The organism is Trebonia sp. (assembly GCF_030042015.1).
Classification (GTDB): Bacteria; Actinomycetota; Actinomycetes; order Streptosporangiales; family Streptosporangiaceae; genus Trebonia.
On the sequence record NZ_JASIAL010000126.1, the window covers coordinates 1 to 19391 of the forward strand.

At 71.7% G+C, this 19391-nt stretch carries 20 protein-coding genes and 1 riboswitch; of the genes, 16 read left to right on the forward strand and 4 right to left on the reverse strand.

The window, feature by feature from the left end; translation table 11 throughout:
- The coding region (locus tag Q1N79_RS30565; protein WP_367185032.1) for a DUF429 domain-containing protein at positions 1-197 on the reverse strand (197 nt) is incomplete at its 3' end.
- 86 nt (positions 198-283) lie between these two features.
- Between Q1N79_RS30565 and dhaK the strand changes: the two genes are divergently transcribed.
- The 5 genes from dhaK to Q1N79_RS06215 all read left to right on the forward strand — a co-directional run bounded on the left by dhaK (position 284) and on the right by Q1N79_RS06215 (position 4611).
- The gene (gene dhaK, locus Q1N79_RS06195; protein WP_367185033.1) at positions 284-1528 is read left to right on the forward strand and encodes a dihydroxyacetone kinase subunit DhaK; all 1245 of its coding nucleotides are present in this window, start codon (positions 284-286) and stop codon (positions 1526-1528) included.
- A gap of 5 nt (positions 1529-1533) precedes the next feature.
- Complete coding sequence (dhaL, locus tag Q1N79_RS06200; protein ID WP_300605477.1) at positions 1534-2217, forward strand: dihydroxyacetone kinase subunit DhaL; 684 nt, start codon at positions 1534-1536, stop codon at positions 2215-2217.
- Positions 2214-3836 carry a putative PEP-binding protein gene (locus Q1N79_RS06205; protein ID WP_300605478.1) on the forward strand — a complete coding sequence of 541 codons (1623 nt, stop codon included), beginning with the start codon at positions 2214-2216 and terminating at the stop codon, positions 3834-3836. Before dhaL ends, Q1N79_RS06205 begins: the two co-directional genes overlap by 4 nt.
- Positions 3837-3968: 132 nt before the next feature.
- Positions 3969-4358, forward strand: coding sequence for a dihydroxyacetone kinase phosphoryl donor subunit DhaM (gene dhaM, locus Q1N79_RS06210; protein ID WP_300605479.1), 390 nt, complete (start codon positions 3969-3971; stop codon positions 4356-4358).
- Positions 4342-4611 (forward strand): HPr family phosphocarrier protein, encoded by a 270-nt coding sequence (locus Q1N79_RS06215; protein WP_300605481.1) that lies wholly within the window; start codon positions 4342-4344, stop codon positions 4609-4611. Before dhaM ends, Q1N79_RS06215 begins: the two co-directional genes overlap by 17 nt.
- Positions 4612-4621: 10 nt before the next feature.
- Here the strand turns inward: Q1N79_RS06215 and Q1N79_RS06220 are convergent, their stop codons facing one another.
- The 3 genes from Q1N79_RS06220 to Q1N79_RS06230 are packed head-to-tail and all read right to left on the reverse strand — an operon-like array spanning position 4622 to position 7022.
- On the reverse strand, positions 4622-5707 hold the full coding sequence (locus tag Q1N79_RS06220) for a hypothetical protein (RefSeq protein ID WP_300605482.1): 1086 nt from the start codon (positions 5705-5707) through the stop codon (positions 4622-4624).
- Positions 5708-5729: 22 nt separating this feature from the next.
- Positions 5730-6830, reverse strand: a complete 1101-nt coding sequence (locus tag Q1N79_RS06225) for a hypothetical protein (protein ID WP_300605484.1) — start codon at positions 6828-6830, stop codon at positions 5730-5732.
- A gap of 54 nt (positions 6831-6884) precedes the next feature.
- On the reverse strand, positions 6885-7022 hold the full coding sequence (locus Q1N79_RS06230) for a hypothetical protein (RefSeq protein ID WP_300605486.1): 138 nt from the start codon (positions 7020-7022) through the stop codon (positions 6885-6887).
- Positions 7023-7361: 339 nt separating this feature from the next.
- Here Q1N79_RS06230 and Q1N79_RS06235 point away from each other — a divergent pair, with 339 nt between their 5' ends.
- From Q1N79_RS06235 to Q1N79_RS06285, 11 genes are all read left to right on the forward strand, one after another.
- Positions 7362-7940, forward strand: a complete 579-nt coding sequence (locus Q1N79_RS06235; protein ID WP_300605488.1) for a CDP-alcohol phosphatidyltransferase family protein — start codon at positions 7362-7364, stop codon at positions 7938-7940.
- On the forward strand, positions 7937-10480 hold the full coding sequence (locus tag Q1N79_RS06240) for a mannose-1-phosphate guanyltransferase (protein ID WP_300605490.1): 2544 nt from the start codon (positions 7937-7939) through the stop codon (positions 10478-10480). Before Q1N79_RS06235 ends, Q1N79_RS06240 begins: the two co-directional genes overlap by 4 nt.
- 369 nt (positions 10481-10849) lie before the next feature.
- Positions 10850-11449, forward strand: a complete 600-nt coding sequence (locus Q1N79_RS06245; RefSeq protein WP_300605492.1) for an FHA domain-containing protein — start codon at positions 10850-10852, stop codon at positions 11447-11449.
- Positions 11446-12180, forward strand: a complete 735-nt coding sequence (locus Q1N79_RS06250; protein WP_300605494.1) for a MerR family transcriptional regulator — start codon at positions 11446-11448, stop codon at positions 12178-12180. The genes Q1N79_RS06245 and Q1N79_RS06250 overlap by 4 nt, the downstream gene beginning before the upstream one ends.
- 72 nt (positions 12181-12252) lie before the next feature.
- Positions 12253-12723, forward strand: a complete 471-nt coding sequence (locus tag Q1N79_RS06255; RefSeq protein ID WP_300605496.1) for a bifunctional nuclease family protein — start codon at positions 12253-12255, stop codon at positions 12721-12723.
- Positions 12724-12888: 165 nt separating this feature from the next.
- Positions 12889-13497 (forward strand): MerR family transcriptional regulator, encoded by a 609-nt coding sequence (locus Q1N79_RS06260; protein ID WP_300605498.1) that lies wholly within the window; start codon positions 12889-12891, stop codon positions 13495-13497.
- Positions 13498-13672: 175 nt separating this feature from the next.
- On the forward strand, positions 13673-14458 hold the full coding sequence (locus tag Q1N79_RS06265) for an extracellular solute-binding protein (RefSeq protein ID WP_300605500.1): 786 nt from the start codon (positions 13673-13675) through the stop codon (positions 14456-14458).
- The gene (locus Q1N79_RS06270) at positions 14455-16320 is read left to right on the forward strand and encodes an ATP-binding cassette domain-containing protein (protein ID WP_300605502.1); all 1866 of its coding nucleotides are present in this window, start codon (positions 14455-14457) and stop codon (positions 16318-16320) included. The genes Q1N79_RS06265 and Q1N79_RS06270 overlap by 4 nt, the downstream gene beginning before the upstream one ends.
- A gap of 100 nt (positions 16321-16420) precedes the next feature.
- Positions 16421-16576, forward strand: a complete 156-nt coding sequence (locus Q1N79_RS06275; protein ID WP_300605504.1) for a hypothetical protein — start codon at positions 16421-16423, stop codon at positions 16574-16576.
- A gap of 77 nt (positions 16577-16653) precedes the next feature.
- Positions 16654-17802 (forward strand): substrate-binding domain-containing protein, encoded by a 1149-nt coding sequence (locus Q1N79_RS06280; protein ID WP_300605506.1) that lies wholly within the window; start codon positions 16654-16656, stop codon positions 17800-17802.
- A 276-nt stretch (positions 17803-18078) separates the two neighbouring features.
- Positions 18079-18181: riboswitch (glycine riboswitch) on the forward strand.
- Between the two features lie 55 nt (positions 18182-18236).
- The coding region (locus Q1N79_RS06285; protein WP_367185034.1) for a glycine dehydrogenase at positions 18237-19391 on the forward strand (1155 nt) is incomplete at its 3' end.

Here is a 19391-nt window from a genome sequence, read left to right on the forward strand (position 1 = left end):
CGCGCCAGCGCGTCGGCGGCGCGCCAGCCGTCCGCGAGCAGCCCGAGCGGCATGTCGATGCCGGCGAGGCCCTCGATGCCCAGCCCGGCCAGGTCCGGCGCCGTCCTGGCGCGCACCGCGGCGCCGGACAGCGTGACCGCGACCCAGCCGCTCTTGCAGGCGTCGATTCCCGTCACGATTGCCATGAAATAACCCATTTATCCCGAACGGACCGTGGCGACTGCCACGGTACCCGCGCCGCAGCCGCTTGACGGGCACATCAACCCGGGGTCACTCCGCGGCGATGGGGTTCGGCCGGGCGACGCTGATCGAGGCGATCGGCTCGGTGGTGTTCGCGGTCGTCATCCTCGGTCCGGCGACCTGGGCCGCGATCAACCCCGCGCGTTATCGTGGTGCCGTCTTCATGCAGGACGCGTTCGCCGGGTCGGTGCACTGGGGACAGGTCCCCGGCTACCTGATCGGGGAGGTCGTCGGCGGCCTCCGAGGTGCCAGCGGACGAACACAGGTCGGAACAGCGAGTCAGCGGAGCGACGTCTTGAAGAAGCTCATCAACTCTGCCGACACCCTGGTCACGGACGCGCTGGCCGGGGTGGCCGCGGCGCACCCGGGCCTGGCGGTGGACGTCGAGAACAGGGTGATCCTGCGCGCCGGGGGGCCGCAGGCCGGCAAGGTCGGCCTGGTGTCCGGCGGCGGTTCCGGGCACGAGCCGCTGCACGGCGGGTTCGTCGGGTACGGCATGCTCGACGCGGCCTGTCCGGGCGAGGTGTTCACCTCCCCGGTGCCTGACCAGATGCTGCTGGCGACCCGGGCGGTCAACGGCGGCGCGGGCGTGCTGCACGTGGTGAAGAACTACACAGGTGACGTGCTGAACTTCCAGCTCGCCGCCGAACTCGCCGACGATGAGGACATCGAGGTCGCCAGCGTCATCGTCAACGACGACGTCGCGGTCGAGGACTCGCTGTACACCGCGGGACGGCGCGGGGTGGGCGCGACGGTGTTCGTGGAGAAGATCGCCGGCGCGCTCGCCGAGGCAGGCGCGGACCTGGCCGCCGTCGCCGCGGTGGCCAGGGAGGTGAACGAGCGGTCCCGGTCGTTCGGAGTGGCGCTGAGCCCGTGCATCACCCCGGCGGCGGGCAAGCCGACGTTCGAACTCGACGACTCAGAGATCGAGCTCGGCATCGGCATCCACGGCGAGCCCGGCCGCCACCGCGGCCCGATGCGGCCCGCGCGCGAGCTCGCGGCGGTGGCGCTCGACGCGATCGCCGCCGACATCCCGCTGGACGGCGACCTGCTCGTCATGGTCAACGGCATGGGCGGGACGCCGCTGCTCGAGCTCTACGTCATGTACCGCGAGGTCGCCTCCTGCATCGGGGCGCGCGGCGGGCGCATCGCCCGCAACCTCGTCGGCAACTACATCACCAGCCTGGAGATGCAGGGCTTCTCGGTCACGGTCTGCGGGCTGACCGCCGCGCTGACCAGATTGTGGGACGCACCAGTGGACACACCCGCCCTGAGGTGGGGACGCTAGGTCCCATGGACACTGCAGTATTTCGCGCGTGGATCGTCTCGGCCGCAGGGGTGATCGAGGCGAACCGTGACCACCTGACCCAGCTCGACGCGGCGATCGGCGACGCCGACCACGGAGTCAACCTGGCCCGCGGCTTCGCCGCCGTGACCGCAGCGCTCGAGGGGCCGGCCGAGACGGACGCCCCCGCCACCCCGGGCGCCCAGGGCCCCCCGGGCGCCTCCGACGCCCCCGCCAACCCCGGGGCGGTGCTGACCCTGACGGGCAGCACGCTGATCTCCACGGTGGGCGGGGCGTCCGGGCCGCTGTACGGCGTCGCCTTCCGCCGCGCCGGCAAGGCCCTGGGGGCCGCTGTGACCGTGGACCTGCCGTCGCTGGCCGACGCCCTGGAGGCGGCCCTGGCCGGCGTGCAGCAGCTAGGCGGGGCCCGCGAGGGAGACAAGACCATGGTCGACGCGCTGGCGCCAGCCACCCGCGCGTTCGGCAAGGCGATCGCGGACGGGGCGCAGGCGGCCGACGCCCTGTCCGCCCTCGCCGAGGCGGCCGCGGCCGGCGCCGCCGCGACGATCTCGATGCAGGCGCGCAAGGGCCGGGCCTCCTACCTCGGCCCGCGCAGCGTCGGCCACGAGGATCCGGGCGCCGCCTCCACCGCGCTGATCCTCGCGGCGCTGCGAGACGTCGCCACGCGATGACCAGGTACCGGGGAACGCCAGTTTCCGGGGGAGCCGCCGCGGGGGAGGTATACCAGGGCGACGCGCCGGCCAAGGCGGCGCTCGTCAGCGACGGGCCGGCCGCCGGCGTTCCCACGGTCCGGGACGCGTTCGCGGCCGTCGCGGCGTCGCGCGCGGCGCTGGCCGAACGGCTCCGCGCGGCGGGACGCGACGGGGACGCCGACATCGTGCGGATCGGCGCGCTCATGGCCGCCGACCCGGCGCTGACGGGTCCCGCCCTGGACGCCGTGCGGTCGGGCACACCCGCGCCGCGGGCCGTCCGCGAGGCCGCGCAGGCCCAGGCGTCGATCCTCGAAGGGCTGCCCGACCCCGACCTCGCCCAGCGGGCCGGTGACGTGCGCCAGGTCGCCGAGGCGGTCATCGAGCAGCTGACCGGGGCCGTGCCGCCGCCACCACCAGACGGCCCGTTCATCCTGGTGCGCCGCGAGGTCGACCCCGCCGACCTGATCCGTCTCGCCGGCGATGCCGCGGTCGGGGACGGCGGGGACGGCGGGGACGGCCGCGGCCGCCTGGTCGGCGCGGTGTCGGTCGGCGGCGGACCCAGCTCGCACGCGGCGATCATCGCCCGCGGCCTCGGCCTGCCCATGCTGGCCGGCGTCGGCGAGGCGGTGCTCGGCGCGGCCGCCGGGCACCCGGCGATCCTCGACACGGCGACGGCGGCTCTCGTCGTGGACCCGCCCCCCGCCGACCTCGCGCGAGTCTCGCCGCGACCCCGGAGCGCGCCGACGGCGACCGCTGGTCCGGGCCTCGTGCATACCGCCGACGGCGAGCTTGTCACCGTGCTGTGCAATGTCGCCTCGGCGGCCGAGACCAGGCTCGGCCTGGCCGGCGGCGCGGCGGGCGTTGGCCTGCTGCGCACCGAGATCCCGTTCACCCATGTCCGCGCCTGGCCGTCTCGCGACGAGCACCTGGCCCGGCTGACGCCCGTGCTCGCCCTGCTCACGGGCAAGCGGGCCGTTGTTCGGCTGCTGGACTTCTCCGGCGACAAGATCCCGCCGTTCCCCGGCGCCGAAGGCCTGCGCGCCCTCCTGCAGGCGCCGGGAGCGCTGCGCGACCAGCTCGCCGCGATCATCGCGGCCGGGGCGGCCACCGAGCTGGCGGTCATGATCCCGATGGTCCGCACGCTTGACGAGGTGCGGCACGTGCGTGCCGAGCTGGCCAGCGCCGCGATGGCGGCCGGGACCGACCCGCCGCCGCTCGGCATCATGGTCGAGGTGGCCGCCACCGCGGCGGCCGCGGCGGACTTCGCGGCGCACGCGGACTTCTTCTCCGTCGGCACCAACGACCTCACCGCCGACATCCTTGGCCGCGAGCGCGGCGCGCTCCATCCCTCCGCCGCGTCGCGGCGTTCCGTGGTGACCCTCATCGCGCACGTCGTCGGCGCCGCGCGGCAGGCGGGCATCGCGGTGTCGGTGTGCGGCGACGCGGCGGCCGACCCGCAGGTGCTGCCGCTGCTGCTCGGCGCCGGCGTGCGCACGCTCAGCGTCGGCGCGGCCCGGGTGCCGCAGGTCGCCCGGTGGATCGCGCAGACCGACGCCGCCGAGGCGGCCGCGAAGGCGGCGGACCGCCATGCCAGCTGACGCCCCCAGGCGCTTGAATTTGTTCCGGGTTTCTGCCGTCAGGACAGCGGCAACCGGGGACAAATCCCGCATGGCGCCGGTTCAGCTCAGGACACACATTCAGCGAGACCGGAAAACACTCAGGATATGCCCATGCCACAGGTAGGGATCGTGCTTGTCTCGCACAGCGCCCGGCTCGCCGAAGGCGCCGCGGACCTGGCCGCGCAGGTCGGCGGCGGGACCGTCACCGTGCTCGCCGCCGGCGGCACAGACGACGGCGGCCTGGGCACGAGCGCGGACAAGGTCGCGCGCGCCCTGCACAGCGCCGAGGCGGGCGCGGGCGTCCTCGTGCTGCCCGACCTTGGCAGCGCGGTGCTCACCGTGCGGGCGCTGCTCGCGGACCTGACGGGCGCCAGCGTGGTGCTCGCCGACGCGCCGTTCGTCGAGGGGGCGGTCGCGGCCACGGTGACCGCCGCCGCCGGAGCGAACCTGACCGCGGTCGCCGAGGCGGCGGAGGAGGCGTGGCATGCCCGCAAGCTCTGACTCGATCACGCTCGAAGGGGACCTGCACGCCCGGCCGGCGGGCGCGCTGGCCGTGGCGGCCTGCCGGTTCGCCGCCGCCGTGTCGGTCACGGCGGGCACCCGTACGGTCGACGCCAAGAGCGTGCTCGGCGTGCTGGGCCTCGGCGCGACCAGCGGGCAGCGGGTCACCGTGTCGGCCGACGGGCCGGACGCCGCGGAGGCGGTGGCGGCGCTCATCGCGATCCTCGGCGACGCGACCCGCGTCGGCGGCTGACCGAGCCGGACTAGCTGTACCGCAGGAGCACCGCGACGACGTCGGTGCCGGGGTTGTCAGCGGCATGGGTGGACCCGCCGGCCAGCTGCTCCGTGGTGCCGGGGATCCGGGCGACCGAGTCGATCGTGATCTCGTGCACGCCGACCGGGAGCACCGCCGGGGTCAGCTTGCCCGCCGCGTAGTGCAGCAGGTACGACGTGCCCGCCACCGGGCCCTGCATCGGCAGCCAGAGCCCGCCGGTGCCGTCTGTGCTGATCTGCGGGCTTGGGCCGAACCCGAACTGGCCTTCGGCCACCTTGGCCCAGGTGCGGCCGTCGTAGTGCAAGACAACGATCGGGCCGCCCTCGTCCTCGGCGACGCCGTTGCCGAGCGCGTAGACGTCGCTGTCGGAGTAGGCGAAGATGCCGGTCACCTGCGGGTCGTTGAGCGGGCCGGGGATCACCGGCGGGAGCAGCTTCTTGACCGACGTGGCGACCCACTTGCCGCCGGTCCAGTGCTCCACGTCAACGCCGCTGAACCCCCAGACGTCGGTCGCTGACAGCGCGCTGCCGCCCTGGAGGTTCTTGCTGACCTGTGTCCAGGTGCTCCCGTTGTAGTGCCAGACGCCAAGCGCGGGCTGCATCGGGAACGCCGCTTGCCCGAACACCCAGATGTCGGTGGCCGCGAGCACCGCGGCGTCGCCGATCTCGTCGGCGAACGTCTTGACCACCGACCATTTGGCGCCGTTCCAGTGCAGCACCCGGGACTTGGCGGCGCCGAAGCCCTGGGTGAACGCCCACACGTCCGACGGCGACGTCGCGCCCGCCGCGATGACCTGCTCGTCGAGCTTGCCGATGAACGGCGCCTTGTTCCACTTGCCCCCGCTGAGCTGGTACGCCCGCGGCGCGATCGTGCTGCCCGTTCCGTCGAACGCCCAGGCGGTCGTCTTCCCTGTGGCGGCGATCGCGGTGAATTCCCCGCTTATGTCGGTCTTCACCTTCGCGACGATGCGCCAGCTCGGATCCGCCGCGCGCGGCACGGCGGCCGCCGCGCTCGCCCCGCCGATCGCCAGCAGCCCGGCCACGGCGGCCACGATGGAAACACGCGTGCCTTGCATATGTTCTCCCGAGGTGTCGAGGTCAGCTGTACTGCAGGAGCACGGCGACGACGTTTGCGCCGAGGTTGCCGACCGCGTGGGTGAACCCGCCGGCCAGCTGCTGCGTGCTGCCGGGGATCTGGGCGACGGCGTCGGTCGTGAGCGTCCCTGCCTTGCCCGGCGTCGCGGCCTTGGTCAGCTTGCCCGCCGCGTAGTGCAGCAGAGAGGACGCGCCGCCTTCCGCCGGGCCCGTCATGGCCAGCCACAGCCCGCCGCCGCCGTCGGAGCTGACCTGCTGGAACTCGGGGCCGAACCCGAACAGGCCCCGGGCGACCCTGGCCCAGCTGTGACCGTTGTAGTGCAGCACCACGACCGGGCCGCCGTCGTCTTCCTGGTTGCCGTTGCCGACCGCGAAGACGTTGCTGTCCGACAGCGCGAGGATGGCGACGACCTGCGGGAGGTTGAGGCCGGTGCTCTGCTTCGGCGGCAGCAGGGCGCTCACCGAGGTCGCCTTCCACGTGTGGCCGTTCCAGTGCTCGACACTCGTGCCGGTGAACCCCCAGACGTCGGTCGCGGACAGCGCGCTGCCGCCCGAGATGTTCTTGGCGACCTGCGACCACGTGTGGCCGTTGTAATGCCACACCCCGAGCGCGGCAACGACGTGCGGCACGGCCAGCACCCCGAACACCCACACGTCGTCAGGCGCCAGGACCGAGATCGCGTTGATCTCGTCGGCGAAGACCTTCACCACCGACCACTTCGCGCCGTTCCAGCGCACCACCTGCGCTTCCCCGCCGTTGACGTTGTCGACCGCCCAGACATTCGACGGCGACGACGCGGCCGCCACGTCGACCTTCTCACCGGTCTTGCCCGGGAACGCCACCTTCTTCCAGGTGCCGCCGCTGCGCTCCCACGCCGTCGGGGCCGAGCTGAACCCGATCCCGTCGAACCCCCACCCGGTCGTCGCGCCTGTCGCGACCACCGCGGTGAAGTCCCCGTTGAGGTCGGTCTGCACCGACTTGACGATGTGCCAGCCCGGCGCCGCCGCCGGCCGCTGCCCGGCGGTCGCGCTCGCCGCCGTCGCCACGCTCATCGCGAGCAGGGCGACGACCCCGCCCGCGGTCCAGGCCATCCTGCGCGACATTGTTCCTCCCGTTTTTGCTGGGATGCTTCTGACTTATGACGCGTAATGGGGCGGTTAGGTTGAATTCCCGGACAACCAGCCCAGCAGCAGGTCGTTCAGCGGCTCCGGTGCGTCCAGGGGTATCCAGTGACTGGCGCCGGCGATCTCCGCGTACCGCCACGGCCCCGTGACGAGGTCGCCGGAGGCGCGCATCCGCGCGCCATCCAGGTAGCGGTCGCCGTCGGACCAGATGCCGAGCGTCGGCTAGGCCGCCGCCCACCACGATCATGCGTGCCCTGGCTGAAGTCCCCTCGCATGGAATGCCCTGGTTCGACGCTCATCGTGCCACGAGACCGCAGGGCGGGGAACCCCGGGCCGGTCGCGTTCACGCCGCCCCCGTTCTCCGCGCGAAAACGGGGGCTGAGCAGGCGCGACGGCCCGTTCGGGATAATTATTTGATTTTCCTCCCGACACCAGAAGTTTGCCGTCGATTGAACGGTTAAGTGCGCCACCCGGCGGGGCAATGTATTACGGCTCCACTAGGATCGCATCGTGGGTGACCGGATTGTTACCTGGCCGAACGCGCTGAGCGCCGCGCGGCTGGCGGGCGTCCCCGTTTTCCTGTGGCTGGTCATCGGGCCGCGGACCACGGAGGCCGACCTCGTCGCGGTGGGGATCCTCGCGCTCGCGGGTTTGTCGGACTGGCTTGACGGGAAGCTGGCGAGGATGCTCAACCAGACCAGCAGGCTCGGCCAGGTCCTGGACCCCGCCGCCGACCGGCTGTACATCGCCGCCACGATCATCGCCCTGGCGGTGCGCGGGATCATCCCGTGGTGGCTGCTGTCGGCGATCGCCGCCCGCGAGCTCTGCGTGGGCATGGCGCTGCTCGTGCTGCGGCGGCGGACCCCGTACGGCACGCTGCAGGTCAGCTTCGTCGGCAAGGCGGCGACCTTGTGCCTTATGTACGCGTTCCCGATGCTTTTCCTCGGCGCGCACGGCGGGACCGCCGCGGAGGTCGTCCGCGTGATCGGGTGGGCGTTCGCCATCTGGGGTACTGCCTTGTACTGGTGGGCTGCCATGTTGTATGTCACCCAGGTACGTGACCTGGTGAAAGGAGCGGCTGCGTCTTGAAGGCCGTCGTGATGGCAGGCGGAGAGGGCACCCGGCTTCGCCCGATGACCGCCAACCAGCCTAAGCCGCTGCTGCCGGTCGCTAACCGGCCGATCGTGGAGCATGTCCTTCGCCTGCTCAAAAAGCACGGGTTCACGGAAACCGTCGTCACCGTGCAGTTCCTCGCCGCGCTGGTGCGGAACTACTTCGGCGACGGCGAGGACGTGGGCATGTCCTTGCAGTACGCGACCGAGGAGATGCCGCTCGGCACCGCGGGCAGCGTGAAGAATGCCGAAGACGAGCTGCGGGACGACACCTTTCTCGTCATTTCCGGTGACGCCCTCACCGACATGGACCTGTCGGAGATGGTCCGCTTCCACAAGGACCGCGGAGCGCTTGTCACCGTCGGGCTGACCCGGGTGCCCGACCCGCTGGAGTTCGGCATCGTGATCGCCAACGAGGACGGCAAGATCCAGCGTTTCCTGGAAAAGCCGACCTGGGGACAGGTGTTCTCGGACACGGTGAACACCGGCGTCTACATCATGGAGCCGGAGGTGCTCGCCGAGGTCTCGGCGAAGGAGTCGGTGGACTGGTCGCACGACGTGTTCCCGAAGCTGCTCGCGCGCGGCGCGCCGCTGTTCGGCTACGTGTCCGACCGGTACTGGGAGGACGTCGGCACGCTGGAGAGCTACCTCAAGGCGCAGGCCGACGTGCTGAACAAGAAGGTGTGCACCGACATCGCCGGGTTCGAGGTCTCGCCGGGGGTGTGGGTCGCCGAGGGCGCGGACGTGGACCCGGACGCGGTGCTGACCGGGCCGCTGTGCATCGGCGACTACGCGAAGATCGAGGCCGGCGCGCATCTGCGCGAGTACAGCGTGATCGGCGCCAACGTGGTGGTCAAGGAGGGCGCGTTCATCCACCGGGCGGTCGTGCACAACAACGTGTTCGTCGGCCAGGGCACCACGCTGCGCGGCTGCGTGGTCGGCAAGAACACCGACGTGATGCGGCTGGCGCGGATCGAGGAGACCGCGGTCATCGGCGACGAGTGCGTTGTCGAGCCTGAGGCCTACATCTCCGCGGGGGTGAAGGTCTACCCGTTCAAGACCATCGAGGCCGGCGCGGTCGTGAACACCAGCGTGGTGTGGGAGTCGCGCGGGCAGCGGACCCTGTTCGGCCAGCGGGGCGTCTCTGGCCTCATCAACGTGGAAGTGACGCCTGAGCTCTGCGTCCGGCTGGCGTCCGCCTACGCGACCATGCTCAAGAAGGGATCCACGGTTACCACCTCGCGCGACGTCTCGCGGGCGGCGCGCACCCTCAAGCGGGCCGTGCAGGGGGCGCTGAATGCCTCCGCGATCAACGTGATGGACCTGGAGGCGCTGCCGCTGCCTGTGGCGCGGTTCGAGACGGCGCGCGCCAACTACAGCGGCGGCATCGCGCTGCGCACCACGCCGGGCGACACCCAGTCGATCGACATCATCTTCCTCGACGAGCAGGGCGCCGAGCTGTCCCAGGCGGCACAGCGCCGGCTGGAGCGGGTCTTCTCCCGGCAGGAGTTCCGGCGGGCGTTCCCCGGCGAGATCGCCGAGCTCTCGTATCCGCCGCGCGTCGTCGAGTGGTACACCCACGAGCTGCTGCGCTGCGTCGACCTGTCCGGGGTGCGCGGCGCGGGCCTGAAGGTGGTCGCCGACTGCGCGGGCGGGACGGTGTCCCTGGTGCTGCCGACGCTGCTCGGCCGGATCGGCGTCGAGGTGCACACGCTGAACAACCGGCTTGATGAGGTGACGCCGACGCAGAACGTCGCGCAGCAGCGGGCCGGGCTGCAGCGGCTCGCCGAGGTCGTGTCCTCTTCCAAGGCGGCCTTCGGCGTGCGCTTCGACCCGGTGGGCGAGCGGATCCACCTCGTGGACGAGAAGGGCGCGCTGGTCAGCGACGAGCGCGCGCTGCTCGTCGTGCTCGACCTGGTGGCCGCCGAGCGGCGGCACGGGCGGGTCGCGCTGCCGGTGACCACGACTCGGGTCGCCGAGCAGGTCTGCCGGTTCCACGGCGTGCAGGTGGACTGGACGCCCACGTCGATGGACGCGCTGACCAGCGCGGCGGCCCGCGCCGACGTGATCTTCGCGGCGGACGGGCGCGGTGGGTTCGTGGTCCCTGAGTTCGGGCGGACCGTGGACGGCATCGCCACCTTCGTCCGCCTGCTTGGCCTGGTCGCGCGCACCCGGCTGACGCTCAGCCAGATCGACGCGCGCATCCCGCCCGCGCACCTGCTGCGGCGGTCGGTGCCGACGCCGTGGGCGGCCAAGGGCAGCGTGATGCGCACGGTGGTCGAGGCGGCGGGCGACAACCCGGTCGACACGACCGACGGGGTCCGGATCGCGGACCCCGAGCGTGGCTGGGTACTGGTGCTGCCTGACCCGGCCGACGCGGTGACGCACCTGTGGGCTGAGGGCACCGACGCCGACTCGGCGCAGCTGCTGCTCGACCAGTGGGCCGCCGTGGTCGAGCAGGCCGAGCAGTTAGCCAGCCGGAACGAGCTGGCGAACAGGACCATGCGCGGATGGTGACTCGCGGTAAGCATTGACATACCAGGAGTCCCAGACTTGTCTTGGCGTCCCAGTCGGCGCAGACTTGCGGCGATCCCTGTAACAACGCGCGAATTATGGCCCCGTCCTCAGGTAATCTGTGTTAATTACGCAGACGTAGAGATTTTGCGATGCATGGTAAACGGCCACGCGCACCGCAGGTGAGCAGCTGGCGCGTGACCGGGAGGTGAAGCGGCTGTGTGGCGGAAACGTCGCGAACGAGGCGGCAAGCGCGGGCTGTTCGCGTGGCGCATGGACCGGCACCCCTCCGCACAGGTACCTTTGGCAGCGTCGCCCGACGCGATGCTGCGCGAAGGCGCCACGCCGGGTGAGGGGAGGCCGAGTGGAGCCATGCCAGGTGTGTACTGTTCCCGGTGCAGCCGGCCGAATCCGGTCGGGGCCAGGTACTGCTCGCACTGTGGCGCCCCGCTGAGCCGCGCCGCCGCCGACCGCGGCTGGGGCTCACCGCAGGAGCGGGGCTGGGGTGGCGCCGGAGGCGGTTCCGACCGGCCGGGCGAGACCACCTCGGTGATCTCTCCTGTCCTCGGCGGCGAGCCCGAATACGTCGACGAGCCTTCCCCCGACTATTCGGTCGCCGACTCACTGCCGCCAGGCACCGCGCTGCTCGTCGTGCTCCGGGGTCCGAACGCCGGCAGCCGTTTCCTGCTCGACGACGACTTCACGAGCACCGGGCGCCACCCGGACAGCGACATCTTCCTCGACGACGTGACGGTGTCGCGGCGGCACGCCGAGTTCTACCGGTCAGGCGACCACTTCACCGTGCGTGACGTCGGGAGCCTGAACGGCACGTACGTGAACAGGGAGCGCATCGAGGAGGCCGGGTTGGTCGGCGGTGACGAGGTGCAGATCGGCAAGTTCCGGCTGCTGTTCCTGACCCGCAGCCCGGAGGTCGGCAGGCGTCGCGGACCTGGAGCGCAGGATTACGCATGACCGGCGGCCAGCGCCCCGGGCTCGTCCGCGGACACGCCTCGGCCCGGGCTAGCGTCGGCATCGGGCAGGTACTGGCCGAACTGCGCCAGGAATTTCCGGACATCAGCCCGTCGAAGATCCGCTTCCTCGAGGCCGAGGGGCTGATCCAGCCGGCCCGCGCGGAATCCGGGTACCGGCGGTTCGCGGTGGCCGATGTCGAGCGGCTGCGCTTCATCCTGACCGCCCAGCGCGACGAGTACCTGCCGCTGCGGGTGATCAAGCAGCGGCTCGACACGATGGAGGGAGTCGCCCCGCCCGAGCCCGAGGCGATGACCCGCAGCGAGCTGCTCCAGGCGACGGGGGCGGATGAGGGCATCCTCGCCGAACTCGAGGACTACGGGCTGGTGCGCCGTGCCCGTCACTACGGCACCGAGGCGGTCCTCGTGGTCCGGTCGGCGGTGGCGCTGCGCGAGTACGGCATCGAGCCGCGGCACCTGCGCGCGGTCAAGGCGGCCGCCGACCGGGAGATCTCCCTGGTGGAGCAGGTGGCGGCGCCGCTCGCGCGGCAGAAGGGGAGCCGGGAGCCCGCCCTGCAGGCCGCCCGCGACGTCGCCGCGCACATCGCGCGGCTGCACGCGACACTGGTCGAAAACGGACTTAGCGAGGCCGGACTGGCATCGGGAGCGCCTGCCGCGGGTACACATCCGACAGCGTCCGAAGCCCCGGGGCTGCGCTCGGCTTCCGGGCGGTAACGGGTGTAGTTTGGCAAGAAGAGTGGTTCGGTGCGCTTGGCCTCGCTTAGCGCGTGTGAGGACGGAGCTCTAGTGCGGCGGATGGAGGTCGTCGGCGTCCGAGTCGAGATGCCGTCCAACAGCCCGATCGTCCTGCTGAAAGAAGCGCAGGGGGACCGTTACCTGCCAATCTGGATCGGGGCGGTGGAAGCGACCGCGATCGCCTTCGCCCAGCAGGGGATGGTCTCGCTGCGGCCGCTGACCCACGACCTGTTCCGCGACGTGCTCGAGGTGCTGAACGTCCAGCTGCGCACCGTGAACATTACCGCGCTGCGGGACGGGATCTTCTACGCCGACCTCGTCTTCTCCAACGGGGCGGAGGTGAGCGCCCGGCCGTCGGACTCGATCGCGCTCGCGCTGCGGACCGGTGCGACGATCTTCGCCTCCGACGAGATCCTCGACGAGGCCGGCGTCGCCATCCCCGACGAGCAAGAGGACGAGGTCGAGAAGTTCCGCGAGTTCCTCGACACGATCTCGCCAGAGGACTTCGGCCGCTCGACCTGAGCGGGCGACGTCAGCGGCCTGAGCCCGACCGTGGTAAGCCCGTAGTGCCCGGCCCACCTGCGCTCTCTTGGCCGCGAATGTCGCGACTCGCCGCGGGAGATCGTTGACGTGCCAGGCCGGAGCGGCTTACGGTGCCAGTGCCGGGGGTAGTCACAGGAGGTGGCCGTGTCGGTAACAAGGGGTGGGTCCGGTGATCTGCAGGGCACGCTCTTCGACGGCGACCCCGAGATCGGCTACCGGGGGCCGACGGCCTGCGCCGCGGCCGGGATCACCTACCGTCAGCTGGACTACTGGGCGCGAACCGGGCTGGTCGAGCCGAGCGTGCGCGCCGCCCACGGATCGGGTTCGCAGCGGCTGTACGGCTTCCGCGACATCCTCGTGCTCAAGGTGGTCAAGCGGCTGCTCGACACCGGGATATCGCTGCAGCAGATCAGGACCGCGGTGCGGCACCTGCGCGACCACGGCACCGACGACCTGGCGCAGGTCACGCTGATGAGCGACGGCGTGAGCGTCTACCACTGCACCTCGCCTGACGAGGTGGTGGACCTGCTGGCGGGAGGCCAGGGGGTGTTCGCCATCGCCCTCGGCCGCGTCTGGCAGGACGTCGCCGGTGAACTCGCCGAACTGCCCGCGGTCCGCGCCGAAGACGGGCTGATCGCCACCGGCACCGACGAGCTCGCCACACGGCGGGCCCGCAAGATCGGGTTACAGTGCGCCAAGCGGCGCGCGCCGTCGGTTTCCAGGCGATTCTGCCGTTCTGTAGTCACATTGTGACTACAGGTCTTCTTGCTGTGCGCAACCTCCGTTGGCTATCGTCAGTCAAATGACACTCCTCGCTCAACGACGCGGCGCACTGCTCGCCGTGTCCGCACTCATTGCTTGCCTCACGCTCGCCGCTACTGCCTGCAGCAGCTCATCGAGCAGCTCGCCTAGCAGCACCTCGAGCGCTTTGCCCAGCGGCGATGTCTACGTGTTCTCCGCCGGATCACTGGACACCCTGATGACCAAGACGGTCGGACCGGCGTTCCACGCCGCGACCGGCTACACGCTGGTGGACACCTCGCACGGGTCGGGGACCCTCGAGGCCGACATCAAGGACAAGGTGGCCGTCGCCGACGTCTTCGTCAGCGCCTCGCCGGCGGACGTCGCCGGCCTCATGGGTGCCAGTAACGGTGACTGGGTCTCCTGGTACGCGGACTTCGCCGCGTCTCCGGAGGTTCTCGGGTACTATCCCAAGAGCAAGTTCGCCAAGGACCTCCAGACCATGCCGTGGTACAAGGTGATCACACTGCCCGGGTTCCGTCTCGGCCGGACCGACCCCTCCCAGGACCCCGGAGGCGTGCTGGCGGTGGAGGCCCTTGACGAGACCGCGGCGGCGCAGAATCTGCCGGCGCTGAAGACGCTGGCGACCGAGCAGTCGGACGTGTACTCCGAGGATCCCGAAGAGGCGGACATCCAGACCGGCCAGCTCGACGCCGCGTTCATGTACGAGGCCGACGCCAACTCCCAGGGCAGCCCCTACGTGAAGCTCACCGGCACCAACCTGGCAGGCGAATACACGATCGCGCTGATCAAGAACGCCCCCCACCTGGCCGCGGCCGAGGCCTTCATCAAGTTCCTGCTCGGCCCCACCGGCCAAGCCGAGATGAAGGCTGACAACTTCGAGATCATCTCGCCGGCGAAGCTGACTGGCTCTGGCGTCCCGAGCGCTCTCGCGAGCCTGTTCCAGTCATGACCTCTGGCAGGGCGCCGGGCCTGCTCCTCGGGCTCGGCGCCCTGCTGGTCCTCTACCTGGGATATCCGCTCGCGGCGTTCGTCTACCGCGTCACCGTCGAGCGCGGCGACGAAGGCTGGAGCGTCCCCGGGCTCTGGCCGGCCCTGGAAGTGTCGGTCCAGAGTTCCACGATCACGTTGCTCATCGGGGTGCTTGGCGGCATTCCGCTTGCTTATATCCTTGCCCGCCGCCGCGGGTGGCTTTCCTCGGCGGTCCTCGTGCTCGTCCAGCTCCCGCTGGCCGTGCCGCCGCTCATCAGCGGCATCCTGCTGATCTACATCGTCGGCCCGTACACGTTCCTCGGCCAGCTGTCGGGGGAGCAGCTCACCCAGACGATGTACGGGCTCATCATCGCCCAGTCGTTCGTCTCCGCGCCGTTCCTGATCGTGGTGGCCCGCAGCGCCTTCCGCGCCGTCGACCCGGCGCTCGACGACGTCGCCGCCACCCTCGGCCACGGCCCGCTGGCCCGGTTCCTCCGGGTCGACGTGCCCGCCGCGGCGGACGGCCTGCGGGCCGGGATGATTCTCATGTGGCTGCGCGCCTTCGGGGAGTACGGCACGACCGTGGTCCTTGCCTACCACCCTTACAGCATCCCAATCTACGTCGACAACCTGTTCTCCTCCGCGCCACTGTCGCAGGACGAGGCTCCGACGATCCTCGCTTTCGGCGTCGCCGCGCTGGCGATCTCCCTCGGCCACGTCCGGCGCACAGCCCGCGTTCGGCGACGGCCGGTCCCGCTACCGGTCGCTCCCGTGTTGACGTCGCCGGTGCCGGTGGGCTTCGACATCGACGCAACCGTCGGGACCTTCCGGCTACGGGTGGCGCACCCGGCAGGCGGCCACCGCCTGGCCATCGTCGGACCGTCGGGCTCGGGCAAGTCGGTCACGCTGCGGGTCCTCGCCGGGCTGCTCGGGCCGGGCGCCGGGACCGTGACCTACGACGGCGCCGACGTGAGCCGCATCGCGACCGAGCGGCGCCGGATCGGCTACGTCCCCCAGGGGTTCGGCCTGCTCCCTGGACGCACGGTCTGGCAGCAGACGGTCTTCGGCGTGCACGCGGATCCGGCCAGGGCCGCCTGGTGGCTGGAGACACTCCACCTCCACGACCTCCTCGACCGCCTGCCTGAGCAGCTTTCCGGCGGGCAGCGCCAGCGGGTCAGCCTGGCCCGGGCGCTCGCCGGAGACCCCCGGGTCGTGCTGCTCGACGAGCCTTTCTCCGCGCTTGATGCCCCGGTGCGGGCCGAGCTACGGCGGGAGCTGCGCCGCCTGCAGCGCGACGTCAACCTCTCCACGGTCCTTGTCACCCACGACCCGGAGGAGGCGGCGATGCTCGCCGACGAAATCATGGTCGTCAGCGACGGGCAGGTGCTCCAGTCCGGGAGCTGCCGCGACGTGTACCAGCGTCCCGCTTCGGCCGAGATCGGTCGCCTGCTCGGCATCGACAACCTCTTCGAGGGCGCGGCCGGCGTCCCAGGTGGCGGCCTCCCGATCGGCCTCGCCGCGGGTCTGCCGGCCGGCGCTCGGCTGCTGTGGCAGGTGCCGCCCGAAGCCCTCCGGGTCCGCACGGGACCGCCGCCGTCTGGCACCGACGGGTCGGCCGTCGACCTCGGTCAGGGCCGGGTGACCGACGTCGTCGACCTAGGCCGCACGGTGGAGGTTGTGGTTGAGTTGTCCTGCGGAATCGAGCTCAGGGCCCGGACCCTCGATGGGCCCGACCTCAGCGTCGGGGCCACCTGCCGCGTGGAGACAGACACGGAGGCCGTGTCGGTCTGGCCGGAGCAGGCGGTTACCGGACCTCGACGTGATCCGGCACGTCTGGCGTGACGGCCAGCGAGACGGCCATACCGGCGACCGGGGACCATCGATGGGGCCACCGGGACTTTCGTTATCATCGCTTTAGCATCCATACGGGCCTGGAGCGCGCGTGCTTAATGCCGACATCGACGATGACCACCGTGATCTCGCCGTGTACGCGGCGGTCGCTGCCCCGCCGGGGGAGCGGCCGGCCCTGTTCGGGCCGTCAGCGGCCGGGCAGACGACGCTGCCTGGCCGGCGCGTGCACGATCGCTGCACGCCATGACCGGTCAGCGAGCAGGCCAGGGGCGGCCGGGAGCGGCGGGTCAGCATCGAGTCGCCGGTCCGCCGGACCAGCAGGCCGTGCCCGCCCGGCCGGACAACGCCGGCGACGGCCGCGGGCAGCAGCCAGGCACCGGGCGGGCCGGCGCGCGGCTGCGGCTGGCCCGCAAGGCCAGGGGCTTCTCCCAGGCGCAGCTTGCCGGGATGGCACGGGTTTCGCGGCAGGCGGTCTCGGCGGTCGAGGCCGGGCTGTCCGATCCGTCGCTGCGGGTCGCGCTGGCGCTGGGCCGGGCGCTCGGCGTCACAGTGGAAGAGCTGTTCGGGCCGGCCACGCCCGATCCGTCGGTGCCGGTGCGCGCGCTGGCGCCCCTCGGCGGCAAGGGCACCCGGGTGTCGCTCGCCCCGATGGGGGAGTCCTTCGTCGCACTGCCGTTGTCGGGCGCCACCGCGACCAGGGCAGGGTTCGCACCGGCCAGCGGCCGGGTCAGCGGGCCGCAGCAGGTGACCCCGCTGCGGCCGCACCGGCCGACGCTTGTGGTGGCCGGCTGTGATCCCGCGCTGCCGCTGCTGGAGCTGCCGCTGAGCCTGCTCGATCCGCCAGTGGAGTTCCTGTGGTGGCCCTGCGCCAGCTGGGAGGCGCTCAACCTCGCGGCGGCCGGGCTGGTCCACGTGGCCGGAGCGCACCTGCGTGGCCAGTCGGGCGACTACAACAGCGGCCCGGCCAGGGAACTCCTGCGCGACGGCGCCGACATGATCGGTTTCTGCTCCTGGCGCGAGGGGCTCGTGCTCCGGCCCGAGCTGGCAGCCCAGGTCGGTGACGTGGCCGATGTTGTGTCCGCTGGCCTGCGCCTGGTGAACCGGAAACCAGGCGCCGAGGCCAGGTGCGTGCTCGACCGCGAGCTGGCCAGGCTCGGCGTCAGCGGGCCTGGCCTGGCCGGGTACGACACCACCGCGACCGGGCATCTGGAGGTGGCGGCGGCGATCGCGGCCGGGCTGGCCGACGCGGGTGTGGCCAGCGAGCCCGCCGCCCTCGCCTACGGCCTGGCCTTCGTGCCGCTCACCGCGGAACGATTCGACCTGCTCATCCCGGCTGGGCAGACCGGGACGCGGGAGGTGCAGGGCCTGCTGCGGGTGCTGTCATCGTCCTGGCTGCTCGGCCAACTGGCCCACCTGCCTGGCTACGACGTGACGCAGTGCGGCGAGCGGATCGCTTCGCTTCCACCGACCTGACCCGACCGCACCCGGGTCACCGGGTGTCGGCGAGCGGACAGCGGCCGTGTCGGCCGGGTGACCGGCAGTCGCGCTGGTGGCGGGCAGTCTTGGGGGCAGCCGGTCGTTCCGGAACCTCAGGTGGGGATAGTCGCGGAGCCCGTCGCGCCGGACGGCGGCCGTGGCCGCGCGCCCGCCACTTTGCGCGAGGCGCTCGCGCCAAGTGGCGCGTAACAATTCCGCCGCGGCGGCAAGACAGGTTTATGTCTTGTCCGCTAAACTAGCCAGCACAGCCAGTTATCTCGTCCGGGAGAGTTCCTTGCCGCGATTTTCGCGGCCAGGGCGCCGAAGGGGCAACAATCCCCGGAACCTCTCAGGCACCAAGGACCGGGCGGGATTAGGCACTCTGGAGCCGAACCGGTGACAGACGGGGAGCCGACGACCGGGGAGGCTCCTTGACCGCCGATTTGTCCGCTTTCGCGAACCGCCACATCGGGCCCTCGCCCGAGGACCGGCAGGCCATGCTCGCCAGGCTGGGTTACGCCTCGCTGGAGGAACTGGCCGCCGCCGCGCTCCCGGCCGCCGCGCAGCCGCCCGGGTCCCTGGCGGCGCTGCCCGCCCCGCGCACCGAACAGGAGGCGCTGGCCGAGCTTCGGCGCATCGCCGACCGCAACACCGTGCGCGTGTCCATGATCGGCCTCGGCTACTACGACACGTTCACCCCCGCGGTGATCCGCCGCAACGTGCTGGAGAACCCGGCCTGGTACACCGCGTACACGCCGTACCAGCCGGAAATATCCCAGGGGCGCCTCGAGGCGCTGATCAACTTCCAGACCGTGGTCGAGGATCTGACCGGGCTGCCGGTGGCCGGGGCGTCCATGCTCGACGAGGCCACCGCCGCGGCCGAGGCGATGACCATGGCCCGGCGGGTGACCGGCAAGGGCCGGGTATTCCTCGCCGACGCCGACTGCCTGCCGCAGACGCTGGCGGTGCTGGCCACTAGGGCGGAACCGCTCGGCATCGAGCTGGCCGTCGCGCCGGTCACGCCCGAGCTGATCGCGGCGCAGCCGGACGGGGAGCTGTTCGGCGTGCTGCTGCAGTATCCCGGCGCCAGCGGTGCGGTGCGCGACCTGGGTCCCGCGATCGGGGCGGCGCACGGCCGGGGCGCGGTGGCGGCGGTGGCCGCCGACCTGCTGGCGCTGACGCTGATCCGTCCGCCGGGCGAGCTCGGCGCCGACATCGCCGTCGGCAGCGCGCAGCGGTTCGGCGTGCCGATGGGTTTCGGCGGCCCGCACGCCGGCTACATCTGCGTCCGCGACGCGCTCAAGCGGCAGCTGCCGGGCCGGCTGGTCGGCGTGTCGGTCGACGCGGACGGCCACCCCGCGTACCGGCTCGCGCTGCAGGCCCGCGAGCAGCACATCCGCCGCGAGAAGGCGACCAGCAACATCTGCACCGCGCAGGTGCTGCTCGCGGTGATCGCCGCCATGTACGCCGCCTACCACGGCCCGGACGGGCTCAGCGCGATCGCCCGCCGGGTGCACCGCAGGGCCGCCGTGCTCGCGCAGACGGCGCGCGACCAGGGCCTCGACGTCGAGACCAGCGAGTTCTTC

Excerpts from the sequence above, each read along its gene's own strand:
- Q1N79_RS06270 (WP_300605502.1), top strand. The coding sequence starts at position 14,455 with ATGACCTCTGGCAGGGCGCCGGGCCTGCTCCTCGGGCTCGGCGCCCTG.
- Q1N79_RS06245 (WP_300605492.1), top strand. The coding sequence starts at position 10,850 with ATGCCAGGTGTGTACTGTTCCCGGTGCAGCCGGCCGAATCCGGTCGGG.
- Q1N79_RS06225 (WP_300605484.1), bottom strand. The coding sequence starts at position 6,830 with ATGTCGCGCAGGATGGCCTGGACCGCGGGCGGGGTCGTCGCCCTGCTC.
- dhaM (WP_300605479.1), top strand. The coding sequence starts at position 3,969 with ATGCCACAGGTAGGGATCGTGCTTGTCTCGCACAGCGCCCGGCTCGCC.
- Q1N79_RS06220 (WP_300605482.1), bottom strand. The coding sequence starts at position 5,707 with ATGCAAGGCACGCGTGTTTCCATCGTGGCCGCCGTGGCCGGGCTGCTG.
- Q1N79_RS06250 (WP_300605494.1), top strand. The coding sequence starts at position 11,446 with ATGACCGGCGGCCAGCGCCCCGGGCTCGTCCGCGGACACGCCTCGGCC.
- dhaL (WP_300605477.1), top strand. The coding sequence starts at position 1,534 with ATGGACACTGCAGTATTTCGCGCGTGGATCGTCTCGGCCGCAGGGGTG.
- Q1N79_RS06230 (WP_300605486.1), bottom strand. The coding sequence starts at position 7,022 with ATGCGCGCCTCCGGCGACCTCGTCACGGGGCCGTGGCGGTACGCGGAG.
- Q1N79_RS06215 (WP_300605481.1), top strand. The coding sequence starts at position 4,342 with ATGCCCGCAAGCTCTGACTCGATCACGCTCGAAGGGGACCTGCACGCC.
- Q1N79_RS06205 (WP_300605478.1), top strand. The coding sequence starts at position 2,214 with ATGACCAGGTACCGGGGAACGCCAGTTTCCGGGGGAGCCGCCGCGGGG.
- dhaK (WP_367185033.1), top strand. The coding sequence starts at position 284 with ATGGGGTTCGGCCGGGCGACGCTGATCGAGGCGATCGGCTCGGTGGTG.